Source organism: Candidatus Arsenophonus phytopathogenicus, from assembly GCF_056113345.1.
Genome location: NZ_JBUIOB010000015.1, coordinates 82,473 through 100,396, shown reverse-complemented (window position 1 = coordinate 100,396; position 17,924 = coordinate 82,473). Strand labels below are relative to the sequence as shown.

Genomic DNA, 17,924 nt, shown 5'->3' with positions numbered 1-17,924 from the left:
AACAGAATTAATCAAAAAGTGGAGGCATCATGGCAAACCAGAATCAGTGTCACTTTACCGGACGCATCGGAAAATTAGAAATCCGCTATACCCAGGATAAAAATCCCATCACCGTATTCTCTCTCGCAATCAGTAAATCAAGGAAAGATGACAGAGGCCAATGGATTGATGAGACCACATGGATAAATGGCAAGGCATTTAAGCAAATAGCCGAATATATTGACAAGCATGCACAAAAAGGCACATTTGTTCGTGTCACTGCCTCCTACAAGGAAAATAAATGGACAGACAAATCCGGTCAGCAAAGGATATCCCCCGAATTTTTAGTCAATGACGTTGAAATATTGGGCAACCGGAAAGAAAGAAAACCGCAGGAAAGCCAAGGTAAAACGGGTATACCAACCACTAACCAGCCAAACAGTAACGCTATTCATCAAACTGATTTTGAAGACGAAGACATACCTTTCTAGACACTAATTATACCGGAGGTTAAGCAATGAAACTTAACATCATCAAACTATTAATCACGACATTATTGTTTATTAGTGTAGCGTTTGCCTTTGAGCTGATAGTGGAACATCTAGCCCATGTTGATACAACACCACCGGCAATATCCCCCCTGATCAATATCGCTTAACAAACATCCATATTCATTCATCAATTAACTTTGAGGGATATCCTTATGTCAAATTTAATCAACATCGAAACAAAAAATATCAATGGTGGATTAATCCAGACGGTTAATGCCCGTGATTTACATGCGTTTTTGGAAAGTAAACAGAAGTTTGCAGACTGGATAAAAGATCGCATTCAACAATACGGTTTTATTGAGAGTCAGGACTTTATCGTAATTTTAGGAAAAACCCCAAATGGCGGCCGTCCAGCAAAGGAATATCACATTTCCCTCGATATGGCGAAAGAGTTATCCATGGTTGAGCGAAACGAAAAAGGTAAACAGGCCAGACAGTATTTTATTGAATGTGAAAGAAAAGCATTAGAAGCTGTCAATCCAGTTGAGATACTAAATAATCCATCAGCGATGCGAGGATTGCTACTCAATTACACAGAAAAAGTCATTACACTTGAACATAAAGCCGATGAGATGAAACCGCAAGTCGAAGCACTAAAACGAATCAGCTATTCAGAAGGTTCGCTTTATATTACTGATGCGGCAAAATCACTCCAAATGAAACCCAAAGCACTTTTTTCATGGTTACAAGGACATGATTGGATTTATCGGCGTGTTGGTGGAAAAAGTTGGATTGGCTATCAGGATAAAATCAAGCAGGATTTAATCGAGCATAAAGTGACTGTCGTTGCTAGAAATGACGGTTCGTAAAAGTTGACTGAACAGGTAAGAATTACGCCAAAAGGACTTGGAAAATTATCCGTTCTTATTAGTGAATAATGCCAAGCAAAAAAGACCAGCGCAAGGCTGGCCAACACCGGGGAAAATGTTGCTGTTAACCAACACACAACGGCAATAATATTACCACAAATAATTCACAGATGATCAATTTTTAATCAAATTTACATTCATGTAATCAACAACCGGAGAAATCCTATGAATAACGTCCATCAATACCGAACAACGTTACATCATGTAAAAGCTGGTATACAGGTTATTTATCATGGTGAGATGATGAAAATAATTAGATTGAAGGAGAAAAAATTAACAAACAAGGGGTTGATATATCAATTTGATACCGATGGAGAAAGTAAAACATTAACCGGAAAAGGCGGCAATAAAATCACTGTATTAGAAAAAATAGACGACTTGCATAAAAGTAAAAGCTGGTATGTTTAGGAGATGAAGTGAAGTATGACCTGATACTCCCAGACCCACCCTGGCAATACCAAAACAAAGCATCAAACGGCGCAGCAAATCCTAGCACTCCCTCCAAATCATACCCCTCACCTAACAAAGAACGAATATAACCATTCGTGCTTAGGCTATCTGTTTCTATGGAGCAATGAAGCGCCTGAGAATAGTGTGAGTTTTTAAAGAGGACATAAACGTGAATAATAATTCTATGTTCATTACAGATGAACAGATGAAAGAACTAACAGGTTACCAAAAACCATCCAAACAATGCAAAGTTTTAGAAGAAGCGGGAATCTTTTTCATTAAGCGGCCTGATGGTCGTCCCAAAACGACATGGGAACATTTCAATAAACGACTTTCAAAAGCAACGGGTATTAATTTTGCTGAGAAACCAAATTTTGGAGCTATGTAGTTATGTCTGGAAAGCGAAAAAACCCTGCTGATAATTGGATGCCTCCACGCGTATTTCGTGGGAGATCTGCATACGAGTTTAAACATCCAAATGGTCGTACAATTCGTTTATGTGCTTTAAATGCAGATAAATCTGTTGTTTGGAGTCATTACGAACAATACGTTAATGACGAGAAACGTATTTTTAATTATGAATCGCTGATTAATCAGTTTCTATGTTCAGCAGATTTTATCAAATTATCAAAAGACACGCAGAATGATTATCAAAAATATTCCAAAAAAGTTATTCCTGTTTTTGGCAAAATGAATCCGGATAATATTAAACCTGAACATATTAGAAAATATATGGATAAAAGAGGATTGAAGAGTAGAACACAAGCCAACAGAGAAAAATCTTTTATGTCCAGAGTATTTCGATGGGGATATGAACGAGGATTAGTAAAAAATAATCCGTGTAAAGGCGTTAAACAATACAAAGAAATAGCCCGTGATCGTTATGTTACAGATACAGAGTATCAAACATTATATTCTATTTCACCGTTGATTGTTCAGATCGCTATGGAACTAGCCTATCTTTGCTGTGCTCGGCAAGGAGATATTTTAGCATTACGCAAAGATCAACTCATGGACGCAGGAATTTATATCAAACAAGGGAAAACAGGCAAAAGCCAGATAAAAGGTTGGTCTGAAAGATTAACTAAAGCTATAAAATTAGCTAAACAATTACCGTTAAAAGAAGGTGTTAATAGCTTATACGTTTTACATCAAGCAAATGGAAAGTTATATACCAGAGATGGCTTTAATAGTAGATGGTTAAAAGCTAAAGAAGAAGCCACTAAAAAATATCCTGAATTGGATTTCAATTTTACCTTTCATGATTTAAAAGCAAAAGGTATCTCTGATTTAGAAGGAACACTACAAGAAAAGCAAGCCATTTCGGGTCATAAAAATATTGGTCAGACTGCCAGATATGACAGAAAAATAGAAGTCGTTCCGGTCGTAGGTAATCAGAAGAAATGAATAAATATTCAAATCAATTCAACTTATCTTCTGAAGATGTTCTGAAAGGTGATTTTAGTCACAAAAACTCACTGTTAAGCAACTGTTTTTTACCACTTAACTTATTGATAAAAAATGGGAAATATCATGGTGCCCAGGGCGGGACTTGAACCCGCACAGCCTTAAGGCCGAGGGATTTTAAATCCCTTGTGTCTACCGATTTCACCACCTGGGCTAAATCCTGGAGGCGCGTCCCGGAATCGAACCGAGGTAGACGGATTTGCAATCCGCTGCATGACCGCTCTGCCAACGCGCCCTACTCAATCTAGCTTATATGTAGGGCTGATATTGGAGCGGGAAACGAGACTCGAACTCGCGACCCCGACCTTGGCAAGGTCGTGCTCTACCAACTGAGCTATTCCCGCATTCTTACAATACTTAGTTAGTTTGTTAAACCCAGCATCGTTTGATGCGCTGCATTCTACTTGTTTCCTGTATTGAGTCAATACTATTATTAATTAATTCGGTTCGTTCGCTGATTTTTCAATCATTTCGATCAAGCTTCATTCAAATTCTTCCAGGCGCCAGATAAATATTGAAACATAGACCAAAACGTTAAAATAGCCGCAAAATAAAGTAATATGAGAGCAATTACCTCAATTTGAATATTAGGATGCCACAGTAATCCAACTAATGAGAGCATCTGGGCGGCTGTTTTAAATTTTCCAATCCAAGAAACAGCTACACAACTACGTTTTCCTACCTCCGCCATCCATTCCCGTAATGAGGAAATAATGATTTCACGCGCTATCATAGTCACTGTCGGTAATGTAACCCACCAAGTATGATAATATTCGGTCACCAATACTAAAGCCGTTACTACCATAATTTTATCAGCGACCGGATCTAAAAATGCACCAAATCTGGTTGTTTGCTGCCACAATCTGGCAAGAAAACCATCAAACCAATCAGTTAACGCAGCAATGACAAAAAAAAACGCACAAACAAAAGGCGCCCAGTGAAAAGGAAGATAAAAAAATAACACAAAAAACGGAATCAATATGATACGAAAAAGTGTTAACCAAGTTGGAATATTTAATTGCATCATGGTCTATAATTGTCTGGCCAAAATAAAATATATATACAATTCCACCACGCTTATTGCTTTAACGCATTATAAATTTTTTCTGCTAGTGCATATGAAATCGTTGGCACTTTTGCGATTTCATCAAGACTCACATTACGTAAAGCTTGTAAGCCCCCCATATATTTAAGTAGCATCTGCCGACGTTTAGGACCTACCCCTTCAATAGACTCTAAAGTGCTGGTCTTTCTAACTTTCGCCCTACGCTGACGATGTCCTGTAATCGCGTGATTATGTGATTCATCACGAATATTTTGTATTAAGTGTAGCGCTGGTGAATCAGGCGGTAATGAAAGACCTTCTCCATCAGGTTTAAAAAACAATGTTTCTAAGCCGGCTTTGCGATCATGTCCTTTAGCTACCCCTATCAATTTAGGTCGCGTAATGTCCCAATCAACATTTAATGCCTGGAATACACCGATTGCTTGAGCCAGTTGTCCCTTGCCACCATCAATAAAAATAACATCCGGTACTTTATTTTCATCTACATGTTTACCATAACGTCTCGTTAAAACCTGATACATAGCAGCATAGTCATCACCAGGCGTAATATCAATTATATTATAACGACGATATTCAGAACGTAAGGGCCCATTACTATCAAAAACAACACATGATGCTACAGTTTGCTGCCCCGATGTATGACTAATGTCAAAACATTCCATGCGATAAATATTTTCTAGTCCTAGCAAATCAGCTAATACCTCTATTCTTTGGTGAATAGTTGATTGTTGTGTAACTTTTGTTGTCAATGCTGTCGCTGCATTAGTACGAGCCAGTTTTAAATATTTAGCTTTTATGCCTCGCGGTTTCTCTTGAATGTTAATTTTACGTCCCGCTATTTTAGTCAATAAATTAGCAAATAGCGCTTTTTCCGGTAATAAAAAATCCAATAATATTTCTGCCGGTAAAGAGCGAATTTTACTACCCTGTAAATAAAATTGACCTAAAAATGTTTGCACAACTTCACTTAATTGCGTGTTTGCAGGGATCTTTGGATAATAACTACGGCTACCAAGTACTTTCCCTTGGCGAATAAAGAGCAGCTGAACACAAGCAATACCTAAGTCATAAGCAACGCTAATTACATCTAGATCTTGCGTATTACCAATGACAAATTGTTGCTCTGTAACCGCTCTAACGGCTTGTATTTGATCGCGATAACGCGCTGCACTTTCAAATTTAAGAGCTTGACTGGCCTGCTCCATATTTTGGATTAATTGATGAAGAACTTGCTGATCCTTACCCGATAAGAATAAACGAACATATTCTACTTGTTGATGATATTCTTCATCAGCAACCAGCCCCTCAACACAGGGCCCAAGACAGCGATTAATTTGATATTGGAGGCATGGTCTGGATCGGTTGCGATAGACACTGTCTTCACACTGACGCAATGGAAATAACTTTTGTAATAAAGCCAGCGTTTCTCTGACAGCATGAACACTTGGAAATGGGCCAAAATAGTCACCCTTTGCCTGCATAGCACCACGATGCATAACCAAACGTGGATGTTTATCCGCACTTAAAAAAATATAAGGATAGGATCTATCATCCCTTAGCAGAACATTATAACGAGGCTGATAAAGTTTAATATAGTTATGTTCAAGTAATAAAGCCTCGGTTTCTGTATGTGTTACAGTAATATCAATCTGAGCAATATTTTTAACAAGTTGTTCGGCTTTACGGCTCGTTACTTGTCCTCTAAAATAACTCGCTAACCGTTTTTTTAAATCCTTCGCTTTGCCGACATAAATAACTACCCCAGATGTATCGTACATACGATATACACCTGGTTGATTGGTTACTGTTTGCAAAAATACTTTCGGTTCAAATAGTTCAGACACTATAATAAAAACTCTCTGTTTGAATCAATCCATTTATGAGTTAATTCTACATCACTACGCACTTTTAGTTTACTAAACATTCTATATCTATAGCTATTTATTGTTTTTGTGCTTAAGTTGAGCTGTTTTGCTATTTCGCCAACCGGTATACCATGCGTCACCATAAGCATAATTTGTAATTCACGATCAGATAAAAGGTTTAAGGATTGCTCATTTCTGTATCTAATTGATGCAATACCAGCCATTGTGCAATATTCGGCGACAGATATTTTTGCTTTAATTTGACGACACGAATGGCATGCAGTAAATCGCTTTCTTTCGCCTTCACACTCAGTAAACCTCGTGCTCCAGCTTCTAGCGCCTTCATTAAATAGATATTTTTCTTTTCAGTAGAATACATAATTATGCCTATATCAGGGATCATCCTAATTAAACTTTGTAATTTTTTAATTAATTCATAGTCGCTTGTTCTCCCATTTAATAAAATAATTTCCGCCCTATGTTTTCGGCACCATTGTATGGCTTGATTCAAAGATACAACATGCCCAGCTATTTTTATACCTTTTGTTTTATCAAAAATAGACTGCATTCCCAATCTAATAAACTCATTATCTTCCACTAATAACACACTGATCAAAGAAATCTCCCTCTTCTTATAAGTAATGAAAATGTCATTATCATTAATATATAAATTTATTTATGCTAGACAATCACTATATTTTATAACTAAAAATAGAAAGTTAATAAAATAAAAATAATATTAATTATTCAAGATACTATTTATTATCAATATAAAATAATTTTAAATATCAATTTATACTATTGTTCGCACTTTATTTTTTCAGTATTTGTAAAACATAAAGCCAAAAACAATAACAACAGCACTCCATCATAAATAATAGTATCGACAACAGATTTATGAACAATAATAATCAAACTGACAACAAATATAGTGCCAATATAAATAAAATAATGTAAAGAAAAATGATAATCTGATTGGAAATATTTAATGTATAACGAAATAAATACAAAATAAAGAAAATAACTAAAGATAGCTGCAAGTAGACAGTAAGATGATTGTGCTAAATAATAATGCTAACGGATAAACTTTACTAGCTAAAAAAATACCAGTAATATTGCTAAGATTTAGCGAGCTAAAATACAAAGTGAGCTGTAAAAAACTTGATATATTGATATTATATTCAGTTATTTTCATTGAATCTCCTCAATACCATCAACTAAAATTTTACCAAGATACTGATGATTATAGAATTATAAATCTAACAAAAACTGGTTTAATTTATTTTTAAGTATTAAGGATATGTTGCTCTGTAAACAATGCTGTTTTTTCAATAAGGTTATAATGCAAAGGATTACAACCAACATAAAATTGAGTAACTAGAAAACCCATTTTACTCTTTTCAAATAAAACAGCATTGGCATAATAACTTTCAGGTTTAAACATCTTAGAAAAAAGATGCGTACCACATTTATGGAAAAATATTCGCATTAGCCATATAGAATAGCGGCAATAACTAACATAGTACTTACCTTCGATGGACAAACCATTTTCAACAATAAAGGTCATTAATAGATAACCATTCCATTTTTGACATATCATACAATTACAGACAGAGATTTCATAACAAGGTTGTTCTGTTTTTAATATAACTGACTGATATAAAGATTGATCCTCATACTGCATAAACATGCCCTTTTATTATTAAAAAACAAATAAAAACATAGCAATTTTTTAAAATCAATAACTATTTTTTAACCAAAAGGTTTGAGTAATATATATGTGAGCCGGCTCGTTATTATGCTATTTGGCTATCTCAAAAACGATAATTTTTTAACAAAAAATTGCTTAATCAAATCACTGCTGACTTTCCAAAAATTTCTGTTTAAATTGATACGTAAAGGTAAAAGCACTCAATTATTTGAAATTATAATAATAAAAAAGCTATTGAAAATATCTTCAATAGCTTCTTATATATAAGATATCTAATTTATACTTGAGTCATACGATTCAGTAATGGCGCCGTAAGTAACATAATTAATGCAATAACCGCTGTTACTATGCCTATTTTCATGAAAGCATCACTATATATGCCCAATGATACGAAAGGACTTAATGATTCACCTTGAGGAGTTGCCGCCATAAAAGCAATAAAAGCAATAAAAGCAATAAAAGCAATAAAAGCAGCAGCTGAGCTGGTTAAAAACCATGAACCCATAATAAATCCCATCAAGCGTTGAGGTACTAGCTGCGCAACCATTGCTAGTCCCAAGCCAGAAATCATCAACTCACCAATACTTTGCAATCCATAAGAGAGTACTAACCATTTAACAGAAACAATACCTGCATCATTCGCAAACTTTGCGCCTAATGGTAATATAAGAAATGCACTCGAACAAAGTACCATTCCGATCGCAAATTTATAAGGCATAGGCAAATTATCACCCATTTTATTATATATCGATGCAAGTATCGGACTAGCAAGCATGATCCAAAGTGGGTTCAAAGCTTGGTATTTGGCGGGCTCAATACTAATACCCAAAATATTATGTTCTACATTGTGTATAGCAAAGAAATTTAATGATGTTGGCATCTGACTATATAGTGCAAAAAATACAACTACCTCTATCATTAAAATAAAAGCCACAATCATTTTTCTGCGAGCGGTACCCTTTAATGCAATAGTTTCCTTAACAAAAAATAATTACAATAAAACATGAAATGATTGCCAGGGCGGCTCTTGCCACAGCCATATTATGCAATAACCAATTAGACAGTATAATAAGTGCTACTATACCGACAATAGTAAATAAATATTTAGACAATTCGATTGATCGAAAATCAGGTTTAGAGCCATAGTCTTTAACCCAATTTCTGCATACTAAAAAATTAACTAAAGTAATAATCAGGCCAATTACACTCAATGAAAATGCAATATCCCAGCCATAGTGCTTTGCCAGCCAGGGGGGCGCCAACATGGAAAAGAATGAACCGATATTGACAGCCATGTAGTACATTGTAAATGCACCATCGAGACGCTGATCATTTTTATCATAACAAGTGGAAAGTAACGAAAAAGGATTTGCCTTAAATAAACCATTACCAACAGCAATGGTTGCTAATCCAAGATACACTAATAAAACATCGTGACTAGAATAAGCAATAAAAGCATAACCAAAAATAAGTACGATAGCACCTAGTATAATAACCCTTTTTGTACCTAATACCTTATCACCTAACCATCCACCAATTGCAACAAAACCATAGACCAGTGCAGTAAAAGCAGAAAATAATATAAAAGATTGAGCTTCAGACATTCCTAACATTTGAGTTAAATAGATTGTCAAAATCCCCTGCAAACCACTGAAGCCAAATCTTTCCCATAGTTCAATTGAAAAAATGAGATAAAAAGAACGTGGTTGTTTGAAAGCATTCAAACTGATATTCTTGGTATTATTCATTGTGGACACAAGTTACCTCTATACAGCTAATACGTTTATATGCACATGCATGCAACATTGCCGTTTACTTTATAGTTATAAGTTAAAATATCAAATAAAAACTAAATAATCCCAACTAATGATCACGGTTAGTTTGTCAATTACGACATAATCATGCGATCACCATCATTTATAACACATTGTTTTCATGCTTATAACAACGCTGGAAAAGAACCAATATAAGCAAATATATTCAATAAGTTAAGATTTTTAGATACATTCCATATTCTGTTTTCAACATCTAACTTTTTAAATGAAGCATATATAGCAATATACGCCATTTATGCATAAAAAAATAAAGAATTAATTAGTAGTAAAGTATAACAACAGGCAAAATTTAGAAGATATATGACTATCAACTGATATTTTAGTTTCCATTTTAAATTAAAATTTAATGTTAAAAATCTATATTATGTAATAATAACTTCATATTTTTTAAAAATGTTATTTAATCTAAAACAACACATTGATCAATTAGAATGTAATACCAAAAAAAATCAACATAATTATTTCCAGCAAGTTATAAGCCAATAATGCAATTACTAAAAATTTATAATAAACATTTGATAATATAAAAATGAATGGAAAATATCGGATTCAAAAAAATAAATCAGTATAAATTGGATATCTTATTCTCAAAACAAAACTTAATTGTTAAACCTTATTTTACCCAACCACTCAATTCTAGGCCAAAATCCCATTATGTAATTTTTTAATATTATATGAAAATTAATTATAAAAAGGTGTTACTGACTAAGTATAGAAGAGTTATGAATCAATCAAAATACTAGAGTTAATTTTAATGATTGGATATTTTATAAAAAATAGAATTTCAAATAAGTGATAAATTAGATAAAAAAATACCATCTAAAGTTAAATTATTAGTTTAAACTTTAGTAACAAAAATTCTATTCATTAATAATAAAATAAGGTAATGCCAGCACGAAAAATATGAATTAATTATTAGCGTTAAAAATTTTTATTACAAAGAAGAGAGCGTTAAATTTATTTATATTTTAAAAATAATCATACCATTTTTATGAAAAAATAAATTTATTGTTATTGCAAAATTTTATCACTTTTCTGCTTTACGCTTTCTTGCTGAAATTTAATTATTTCTATACACATTGGCAATATTCCAGCCAATTCTGCCAATAAGTCATTAGAATTCCACGAATGAGATGTTTTAGAAACTATTTGAATAGCAAGATCATAAGCCATTGACTCTAATGTATATTCTAGATTTTGATTATGCTTCATTATCAATGATTATCCACTTTAGTTAATTTATTAATTATAAGCATAAGCTATAAATTTCAATTTTAAAAATTTTATTTCAAAAAATAGATGTAATTTTTTTAAATTAATATTAACAAAACAAAAATAATCTATATAATATGAAATATTTATCTAAATCTAGCAGAAAAAATTTTTCTAATTCATATTTGCAATAATTTTAAATTAACAATGGGAAATAATATGGGATTTTAAAAATAGCTAGAATAAATTTAATGTCATTAATTTTTATATTTAACTTAATTTTTATAAAAGCGCTGATTAATAAAAATGATATTAACAGCGCCAAGATATAAAATTAATGTGTGCTTTCCTTTAACTCTGACAAGCAAAACTTAACAATACTTACCATATCTTGCTCAACTTCTGGAGACTATAACCATTATCCTTTAATTGTTTACCTAATTGTATAAACTTATTCATACCATATTTTTTTAACTATTTTATCAAAGGCACAATTACACACATCAGTAATAGTATTTATTTTTATCTTCAGTACCACTTGCAGAATTTATGCAATGCTTAACAAAATTATTTTTGTATGCTTCAATCTTAGATTTCTCATCAAAACACCCTGAGGAGAATAAAACTTGCATCATAATTAAAACCCATAAAATTTTTTTCATAAAATAAAACTCCAATTTATTTTTAACGTTAGTGCTATTTTTATAGTTAACTAACAAATATTAGTTATTTTTTACTTAAGTGCATTTTAATCATATACGTTATAGTAAATACTCGATATTAAATTAACTTTACTTTACTTTACTTTACTTTACTTTACTTTACTTTTTGTATAATAACAATTTTTTATCTTATTTTCTACCAATTATAACTTTACATTTCCTTTTTTTAACATGTCCTAAAAAAACAACATGATGAAAAAATAGAAAATTATGAATTCAAATCAATGAGTATTAAATAATGAATGAAGATTAAATTGTTTTATTTAACATGACTAGTATTTATATTAAACTTTGCATTTTGCTAACAATAATAAACTATTTTATATTTTAGTGCTATTAGTCAGTTTAAAAAATTTAACAGCTAAAACTCTTTTTTTCTATCTTCTATCAAGAAAATAAAAAATTAAAATAAAAAATATATAGACCCTCTTAACTATATCAATTACTAATTCAATATTTTTAATAACTGATACATTATTCATCCTAAAATAGCTTTATATAAAATTATATTTATAAACTTCCTATATCAATCGGTAAATAATTAATTCTATTTTTAATATTGAGTAAATTACTTTACTATTTTCATTTTTACTTTATTATTAGTTATAATACTAAAATAAAAAATTTAATTATATCTAATCAATTCTACATTTTTAACCATATTAGAGGAATATGGATATTGTCACACAATAACTGTATTTTGGACTTTAGAATGAATCAAAAACTATTTATTAATATTATCAAAGTTAGTATATTAGTTTCCAGCTGCATATTTACAGCTTATACAATAGCAAATATCTAAATATTCTAACCCCATTGATAAAAAAAGTAATAAACCTTTCTCTCTTAGCGAAAGATTCACTTATAATATTAATAAAACTTGGAATTCTAATCAGTACGAAATTTATCTACCTTTTTTAATTTGGCATAATCGATTAACTTATGATAATAAAAAAATTTCTGGATATAATGAAACCCCTTGGGGATTAGGTATTGGAAAATACCGCTTTGATCAAAATAGAAATTGGCATTCTATCTATGCTATGGCTTTTGCTGATTCCCATAATAAAGCACAACCCATAGGCGGATATGGATTTCAAAAAATTTAGCGGCCAAGTGAACTTGATGAATTTCGTATAGGGGCAGGCTTTACACTAAGCGTTACGGCCAGAAATGAAATAGGTATATACCGATCCCATTACCACTTCCGATTGCTTCTATTGAATATAAACAATCCTCAATCCAAGCAACATATGTTCCTGGAACATATAATAACGGTATGTATTTTTTGCTTGGATACGCTGGCAATGGCAATAAATTTTTAAGTTTTATACTTATACCCTCCTGATTTAAACTAGGTAATTAGTTACTATTTTATCAATTTGCTCTATTTTTTTTTCTAAATTTTGTGAGTAAAAAACCTATCCATAAAAACAGAACCCAAAATGGCATAAGAATAACTGAAATACGAATTCCATCAGTCATTAAAATGATAACCAAAATAAAAAACAAAAAAATTAAACAGAGATAATTACCAAATGGATACCATAATGCTTTGAATTTAGGTTCAATACCTTCTTTTATTTTTACCGCTCTAAATTTTAAATTAGATATACAAATCATAATCCAATTAATTACTAAGGTTGTCACAACCAATGACATTAGTAACTCTAGCGCTTTACCATCTAATAAATAATTAATTAAAATACCACCTGATGTTGCTAAAGCTGAAATAGCAATTGAGACAATAGGCACACCACGCTTAGTCACGATATTCAAAAAATGTGGGGCGTTACCTTGTTTTGCTAAACCATAAAGCATACGACTATTACTATATACTCCACTGTTATAAACTGATAATGCTGCAATTAAAACGACAATATTCAAAGAATTAGAAACAAATTTATCGCCTATTTCATGAAAAATAAGCACAAACGGGCTTTCACCACTAACTACATTTATCCAAGGATACAGTGAGAGCAATACAAATAAAGAACCAATATAAAAAATTAAAATACGATAAACAACTTGATTAGTCGCTTTAGGAATACTTTGTGTTGGATTTTCCGCTTCCGCCGCTGTTATGCCAACGAGCTCTAATCCACCAAAAGAAAACATAATAACTGCCATCGCTATTACCAATCCAGCAATCCCATTAGGAAAGAATCCTCCATATTGCCAAAGATTTGATACCGATGCTTGTGGGCCACCTTTTCCACTGATTAACAGATAGCAGCCAAAAATAATCATCGCAATAATTGCGAACACCTTGATTATTGCAAACCAAAATTCTGTTTCACCATATAAACGTACATTGGTCAAATTGATAAGATTGATAGCGATAAAAAAGATTGCAGCTGAAATCCAGGTTGGGATATTCCACCAATATTGCACATAAATACCTGCTGCAGTCAGCTCAGCCATACCAACCAAGATAAACAATACCCAATAGTTCCAGCCAGATAAAAAACCAGCAAAAGAACCCCAATATTTATAAGCAAAGTGACTAAAAGAACCAGCAACAGGTTCTTCGACAATCATCTCTCCTAATTGACGCATAATCAGGAAAGCAATAAATCCACCAAGTGCATAACCTAATAAAACAGATGGTCCTGCCATGTTTATGGTTTGTGCAATTCCTAAAAAAAGGCCTGTTCCAACAGCCCCACCAAGTGCAATCAATTGAATATGTCTGTTTTTTAACCCGCGCTTAAGCGTTTGCCCAACTTCTTCCGCCATAATTAAACCTTCATTTTATTCTAATTTCCTAATATTTTTATCGATGCAAGCCTTAACTAAAGCGCATGTCAAAACTGTTAATTAAAACATTAATTTTTCTTTAAGTCTATATTAAATAAGATTAAAACCCTATTAATTTTAGTTAAAATGGCAAATAACCAGTTATTTTACAGATGCCGATGGTGAAATTCCCACCATTTTGATCCTGGTCACAAAAACTGTCTAATGCGACTAAATATAAAAATAAGCAGAGTAAAACGATCAGCGTCGCAATTACTATTTTTTTTATTTTCAACATCTAACCCTTTTCATATTTTTAATACCACATGATAAAAAACAATTAATATGTCACTGTATAAAAATCAAGTTACTTACTAAAGTAACCATAGCGTCATTGCTGAAATCAATAAAATCTTTTTATTAATTTATGGTAAATGCTGTTTGTCAGTTAGCTGTAAAAGTTAAAAAAAATTATTATAGATAAAAAATGGCTTAAACACCCACTTATAAAGAGATCAACTAATCTTTTTTAAAGATTAACATAAATTTTCATATAAATTATTTAAACATTAAGCTTTAGGACTTTGTCATCCCTAAAAAAAGTTGTGTATACTTCTTTAACCAATAACTAGTATGATATCACAATGCTACAAGATACCCACTTAGCACTTGTTTACGAATTAAGTAAATGGATTGAAGAACACATAGGAAGAATAATCTACCTGGAAGAGCTTGCCGCCTACTCAGGTTATTCTCTTTGGCATATGCAAAAAATTTTTAAAGAGATCACCGAAATTTCACTTGGTAAATACATTCGGCAACGTCGACTTGCCAAGGCTGTTAATCTTCTGAGAAATAGTTCCAAAGCCATTTTTGATATTGCGTTGGATTTTGGCTTTGGCTCGCAATCTCATTTCACCCATATGTTTCGTAAAGAATTTGGTATCACACCTTACGATTTTCGGCAAAACCCTAATATTAAATTAGAAATAAAAGAACCACTACATTTAATTTACCAAAAGTCATCAAATAGTTAACCAGTGGAAATAATATGTTAATCAAACTAGTGATAACTAACCAAAACTGTAATCAATAATCCATTAAAAAGGAGGGTAATTTTAGATTCTAAGGTAAAATGACATAAATCTACAGCTAATTTATTTTAATTTAATTTAGCATCTTTTATTAATGCTCAATATGCGCTCTGTCTTAAGTAAAAATAATTACCATACTATTTATAATAATAAATATGTAATAAACTATAAATATAAAAAATATACCAATCCTTGGACAATAATAAATCGACACTAATATTATAAAATTAACTATAATACAATGCGGAATAAACCAGCATTTGACAGATAATGATTTATAAAAAATATACTATTTTATTATATCAAACTACTGCATTAGATGCATTCCATTTTAATTTTCACTCAAATAGATTTATTAATAAAAAAAGTAAATACAGGTTTAGATGGATATAACGATAAAAACCTTCTTATACGAAGGTTTTTATTATATTAACTAACTGTTAATTTCTCGTTCATTCCATTGCTTTAAATTGTCCTTTTCCCAAATACCATCTTCTGCCTGTTTTTTAATCTCAGGATAAGCATCTATATCAAATGTGGGTAATTTGCCAGCTTTGCGTTGTTGATTGTAATCTTTAGTAAGTTTAAACGCGATACCTGAGAGCATCAATATTGCAATTAGATTTGTTAACGCCATCAAGCCCATCGAGAGATCAGCTAATTTCCAAACTAAGGGCATTTCTGCCATTGAGCCAAAAATAACCATTCCCAAAGTAGCAAGTCTAAGAATATACAATCCAGCAGTATGGTTATTTTCTAAAAATACCATATTACTTTCTGCATATGCATAATTTGCAATAATTGAAGTAAAAGCAAAGAAAAAAATAGCTATTGCAATGAAAATTGCACCCCAATCGCCAACAGCTGAAGAAAGAGCACGCTGTGTTAATTCAATTCCACTAATAGTGGCATCAGCGCTATCTAATGCACCAGAAGAGATAATAATAATAATTGCTGTTGCGCTACAGATCACTAAAGTGTCCATAAAAACACCTAGCATCTGTACATATCCTTGCGATGCCGGATGAGGTGGATAAGGTGAAGCAGCAGCTGCAGCATTCGGCGCTGAGCCCATACCTGCCTCATTTGAAAATAGGCCCCGCTGTATCCCTTGTGTCATCGCTTGCGCAACCCCATAACCAACTACGCCGCCAACTGCTTCCTGTAAACCAAAAGCATGTTTAATAATTAGTAAAAAAACATCTGGTAAACGTTCAATATTATTGCTCATTACCCAAAATGCTAATATCAAATAAGCGATTGCCATTATAGGAACAATGAATTCTGCCACTCGAGCAATTGAACGTAGACCACCAAAAATAATAATGCCACAAATTATTGCAAGCACAATTCCTACGTAAAGAGGGTTAAAACCAAAAGCTACTGCTGTTGCCTGTGCAATTGAATTAGCTTGAACAGAATTGAATACTAGGCCAAAAGCGATAATAAGAAAGATAGAAAAAAGTACCCCCATCCAACGCATTTTAAGGCCCTTTTCCATATAGTAGGCGGGGCCACCACGATAATTCCCTTGATCATCTTTTGTCTTATATAATTGTGCCAAGATGCTCTCAGCAAAAGAGGTTGCCATACCAATTAAAGCAACAAGCCACATCCAAAAAATAGCACCTGGTCCTCCAGCAGTTAATGCAATAGCAACACCCGTTAGATTTCCAGTTCCAACTCTGGCTGCTAGACTTATACATAAAGCTTGAAAAGAAGATATACCTGAACTATCTGATTTATTACTATTCTTCAGTATAGTAAACATATGTCCAAAATGGCGGAATTGAATAAGACCAGTGCCTAACGTAAAATAGATACCTACTCCAAGCAATAAATAGATTAATACACCACTCCAGAGAATATTATTAAAATTGTCTATCAGTTCCGTCAAAACATTTCCCCTTATCTGTATTAATAAAAACTGTCCAATAAATCAAATACACTAATAAATAATACTAAACCTTTTTTAAAAACAACCCTTTTATTTGTATAAATTTCACTCTTTTACTAAAAAATAATAACATTACTAAGCAGCAAAACTCCTTAAAATGTAACATAAACATCCTGTTTAGGTAACCTTTTTATTTTAAAAGTGAGAATTATGATTAGCTACAAACTGCAATATAGCAAAGAGATAAAAAGATATTGTCAATTCGCTGAATTTTAATGCACATGATCAATTATGTCAGTATCCAGTAAATCTTAACGATAATAACTACTAATAATCAAATTATCTTTATATTTTGATTATTAGTAGTTATATTTAATATTAACTTTATAACTGTAGAAATCATTTACCCTAAGTTTCAGCTCAAGAAAAATCATATAGAATAATTAACTAATTATAATTACTAATAT

Annotated in this window: 17 protein-coding genes, 3 tRNA genes and 3 pseudogenes; 8 read left to right on the top strand and 15 right to left on the bottom strand. The window is 32.1% G+C overall.

Annotated elements, in window-relative coordinates:
• The first annotated feature begins 29 nt into the window (after positions 1 to 29).
• From AC01GB_RS02780 to AC01GB_RS02755, 6 genes are all read left to right on the top strand, one after another.
• Positions 30 to 470: a single-stranded DNA-binding protein gene (locus AC01GB_RS02780; RefSeq protein ID WP_474450239.1), complete on the top strand. Its 441-nt coding sequence runs from the start codon at positions 30 to 32 to the stop codon at positions 468 to 470.
• A 26-nt stretch (positions 471 to 496) separates the two neighbouring features.
• Positions 497 to 637 carry a hypothetical protein gene (locus AC01GB_RS02775; RefSeq protein WP_474450237.1) on the top strand — a complete coding sequence of 47 codons (141 nt, stop codon included), beginning with the start codon at positions 497 to 499 and terminating at the stop codon, positions 635 to 637.
• Positions 638 to 682: 45 nt separating this feature from the next.
• The gene (locus AC01GB_RS02770) at positions 683 to 1,339 is read left to right on the top strand and encodes an antA/AntB antirepressor family protein (RefSeq protein ID WP_474450234.1); all 657 of its coding nucleotides are present in this window, start codon (positions 683 to 685) and stop codon (positions 1,337 to 1,339) included.
• Between the two features lie 225 nt (positions 1,340 to 1,564).
• Positions 1,565 to 1,807 (top strand): hypothetical protein, encoded by a 243-nt coding sequence (locus AC01GB_RS02765; RefSeq protein WP_474450232.1) that lies wholly within the window; start codon positions 1,565 to 1,567, stop codon positions 1,805 to 1,807.
• Between the two features lie 211 nt (positions 1,808 to 2,018).
• The gene (locus AC01GB_RS02760) at positions 2,019 to 2,237 is read left to right on the top strand and encodes a DUF4224 domain-containing protein (RefSeq protein ID WP_474450229.1); all 219 of its coding nucleotides are present in this window, start codon (positions 2,019 to 2,021) and stop codon (positions 2,235 to 2,237) included.
• A 2-nt stretch (positions 2,238 to 2,239) separates the two neighbouring features.
• Entirely contained in the window at positions 2,240 to 3,256 is a 1,017-nt protein-coding gene (locus tag AC01GB_RS02755; protein ID WP_474450226.1) for a tyrosine-type recombinase/integrase, read from the top strand.
• Positions 3,257 to 3,383: 127 nt separating this feature from the next.
• On the opposite strand, the gene AC01GB_RS02750 is transcribed toward AC01GB_RS02755, so the two are convergent.
• From AC01GB_RS02750 to AC01GB_RS02695, 12 genes and pseudogenes are all read right to left on the bottom strand, one after another.
• Positions 3,384 to 3,470: transfer RNA gene (locus AC01GB_RS02750), tRNA-Leu, on the bottom strand.
• 7 nt (positions 3,471 to 3,477) lie between these two features.
• A tRNA-Cys gene (locus tag AC01GB_RS02745) sits at positions 3,478 to 3,551 on the bottom strand.
• Between the two features lie 33 nt (positions 3,552 to 3,584).
• Positions 3,585 to 3,660 (bottom strand) — tRNA-Gly (locus AC01GB_RS02740).
• Positions 3,661 to 3,791: 131 nt separating this feature from the next.
• Positions 3,792 to 4,340 carry a CDP-diacylglycerol--glycerol-3-phosphate 3-phosphatidyltransferase gene (pgsA, locus tag AC01GB_RS02735; protein ID WP_474450322.1) on the bottom strand — a complete coding sequence of 183 codons (549 nt, stop codon included), beginning with the start codon at positions 4,338 to 4,340 and terminating at the stop codon, positions 3,792 to 3,794.
• 53 nt (positions 4,341 to 4,393) lie between these two features.
• A complete protein-coding gene (gene uvrC / locus AC01GB_RS02730) occupies positions 4,394 to 6,226 on the bottom strand; it encodes an excinuclease ABC subunit UvrC (RefSeq protein ID WP_474450224.1) in 1,833 nt (610 codons plus the stop codon).
• A complete protein-coding gene (locus tag AC01GB_RS02725) occupies positions 6,226 to 6,471 on the bottom strand; it encodes a LuxR C-terminal-related transcriptional regulator (RefSeq protein WP_474450221.1) in 246 nt (81 codons plus the stop codon). Before AC01GB_RS02725 ends, uvrC begins: the two co-directional genes overlap by 1 nt.
• Positions 6,426 to 6,854 (bottom strand): response regulator, encoded by a 429-nt coding sequence (locus AC01GB_RS02720; RefSeq protein ID WP_474450319.1) that lies wholly within the window; start codon positions 6,852 to 6,854, stop codon positions 6,426 to 6,428. Before AC01GB_RS02720 ends, AC01GB_RS02725 begins: the two co-directional genes overlap by 46 nt.
• A 191-nt stretch (positions 6,855 to 7,045) precedes the next feature.
• A pseudogene (locus AC01GB_RS02715) lies at positions 7,046 to 7,285 on the bottom strand (phosphate-starvation-inducible protein PsiE); the annotation flags it as partial.
• Positions 7,286 to 7,532: 247 nt separating this feature from the next.
• Positions 7,533 to 7,931, bottom strand: a complete 399-nt coding sequence (locus AC01GB_RS02710; RefSeq protein ID WP_474450219.1) for a GFA family protein — start codon at positions 7,929 to 7,931, stop codon at positions 7,533 to 7,535.
• Between the two features lie 304 nt (positions 7,932 to 8,235).
• A pseudogene (gene dtpA, locus AC01GB_RS02705) lies at positions 8,236 to 9,715 on the bottom strand (dipeptide/tripeptide permease DtpA).
• A 1,089-nt stretch (positions 9,716 to 10,804) separates the two neighbouring features.
• On the bottom strand, positions 10,805 to 11,005 hold the full coding sequence (locus tag AC01GB_RS02700; protein WP_310509370.1) for a hypothetical protein: 201 nt from the start codon (positions 11,003 to 11,005) through the stop codon (positions 10,805 to 10,807).
• Between the two features lie 503 nt (positions 11,006 to 11,508).
• On the bottom strand, positions 11,509 to 11,667 hold the full coding sequence (locus AC01GB_RS02695; RefSeq protein WP_474450217.1) for a hypothetical protein: 159 nt from the start codon (positions 11,665 to 11,667) through the stop codon (positions 11,509 to 11,511).
• Positions 11,668 to 12,521: 854 nt separating this feature from the next.
• Here AC01GB_RS02695 and pagP point away from each other — a divergent pair.
• Positions 12,522 to 13,044: pseudogene (gene pagP, locus AC01GB_RS02690) on the top strand (lipid IV(A) palmitoyltransferase PagP).
• Between the two features lie 60 nt (positions 13,045 to 13,104).
• On the opposite strand, the gene AC01GB_RS02685 reads toward pagP, so the two are convergent.
• Both AC01GB_RS02685 and mgrB read right to left on the bottom strand, forming a co-directional pair.
• A complete protein-coding gene (locus AC01GB_RS02685; protein ID WP_474450215.1) occupies positions 13,105 to 14,466 on the bottom strand; it encodes an amino acid permease in 1,362 nt (453 codons plus the stop codon).
• Positions 14,467 to 14,608: 142 nt separating this feature from the next.
• A complete protein-coding gene (mgrB, locus tag AC01GB_RS02680) occupies positions 14,609 to 14,764 on the bottom strand; it encodes a PhoP/PhoQ regulatory lipoprotein MgrB (RefSeq protein WP_474450213.1) in 156 nt (51 codons plus the stop codon).
• A gap of 346 nt (positions 14,765 to 15,110) precedes the next feature.
• Here mgrB and AC01GB_RS02675 point away from each other — a divergent pair, with 346 nt between their 5' ends.
• Positions 15,111 to 15,503 carry a helix-turn-helix domain-containing protein gene (locus tag AC01GB_RS02675; protein WP_474450210.1) on the top strand — a complete coding sequence of 131 codons (393 nt, stop codon included), beginning with the start codon at positions 15,111 to 15,113 and terminating at the stop codon, positions 15,501 to 15,503.
• Positions 15,504 to 15,993: 490 nt separating this feature from the next.
• On the opposite strand, the gene AC01GB_RS02670 is transcribed toward AC01GB_RS02675, so the two are convergent.
• Positions 15,994 to 17,457 carry an alanine/glycine:cation symporter family protein gene (locus AC01GB_RS02670; protein WP_474450209.1) on the bottom strand — a complete coding sequence of 488 codons (1,464 nt, stop codon included), beginning with the start codon at positions 17,455 to 17,457 and terminating at the stop codon, positions 15,994 to 15,996.
• Positions 17,458 to 17,924 lie beyond the last annotated feature (467 nt).

Coding starts and splice junctions, on each gene's coding strand:
- AC01GB_RS02695 (WP_474450217.1), bottom strand. CDS start 11,667: ATGAAAAAAATTTTATGGGTTTTAATTATGATGCAAGTTTTATTCTCC.
- AC01GB_RS02725 (WP_474450221.1), bottom strand. CDS start 6,471: ATGGCTGGTATTGCATCAATTAGATACAGAAATGAGCAATCCTTAAAC.
- AC01GB_RS02755 (WP_474450226.1), top strand. CDS start 2,240: ATGTCTGGAAAGCGAAAAAACCCTGCTGATAATTGGATGCCTCCACGC.
- AC01GB_RS02710 (WP_474450219.1), bottom strand. CDS start 7,931: ATGCAGTATGAGGATCAATCTTTATATCAGTCAGTTATATTAAAAACA.
- pgsA (WP_474450322.1), bottom strand. CDS start 4,340: ATGCAATTAAATATTCCAACTTGGTTAACACTTTTTCGTATCATATTG.
- AC01GB_RS02675 (WP_474450210.1), top strand. CDS start 15,111: ATGCTACAAGATACCCACTTAGCACTTGTTTACGAATTAAGTAAATGG.
- AC01GB_RS02765 (WP_474450232.1), top strand. CDS start 1,565: ATGAATAACGTCCATCAATACCGAACAACGTTACATCATGTAAAAGCT.
- AC01GB_RS02775 (WP_474450237.1), top strand. CDS start 497: ATGAAACTTAACATCATCAAACTATTAATCACGACATTATTGTTTATT.
- AC01GB_RS02770 (WP_474450234.1), top strand. CDS start 683: ATGTCAAATTTAATCAACATCGAAACAAAAAATATCAATGGTGGATTA.
- mgrB (WP_474450213.1), bottom strand. CDS start 14,764: ATGTTGAAAATAAAAAAAATAGTAATTGCGACGCTGATCGTTTTACTC.
- AC01GB_RS02700 (WP_310509370.1), bottom strand. CDS start 11,005: ATGAAGCATAATCAAAATCTAGAATATACATTAGAGTCAATGGCTTAT.
- AC01GB_RS02685 (WP_474450215.1), bottom strand. CDS start 14,466: ATGGCGGAAGAAGTTGGGCAAACGCTTAAGCGCGGGTTAAAAAACAGA.
- AC01GB_RS02780 (WP_474450239.1), top strand. CDS start 30: ATGGCAAACCAGAATCAGTGTCACTTTACCGGACGCATCGGAAAATTA.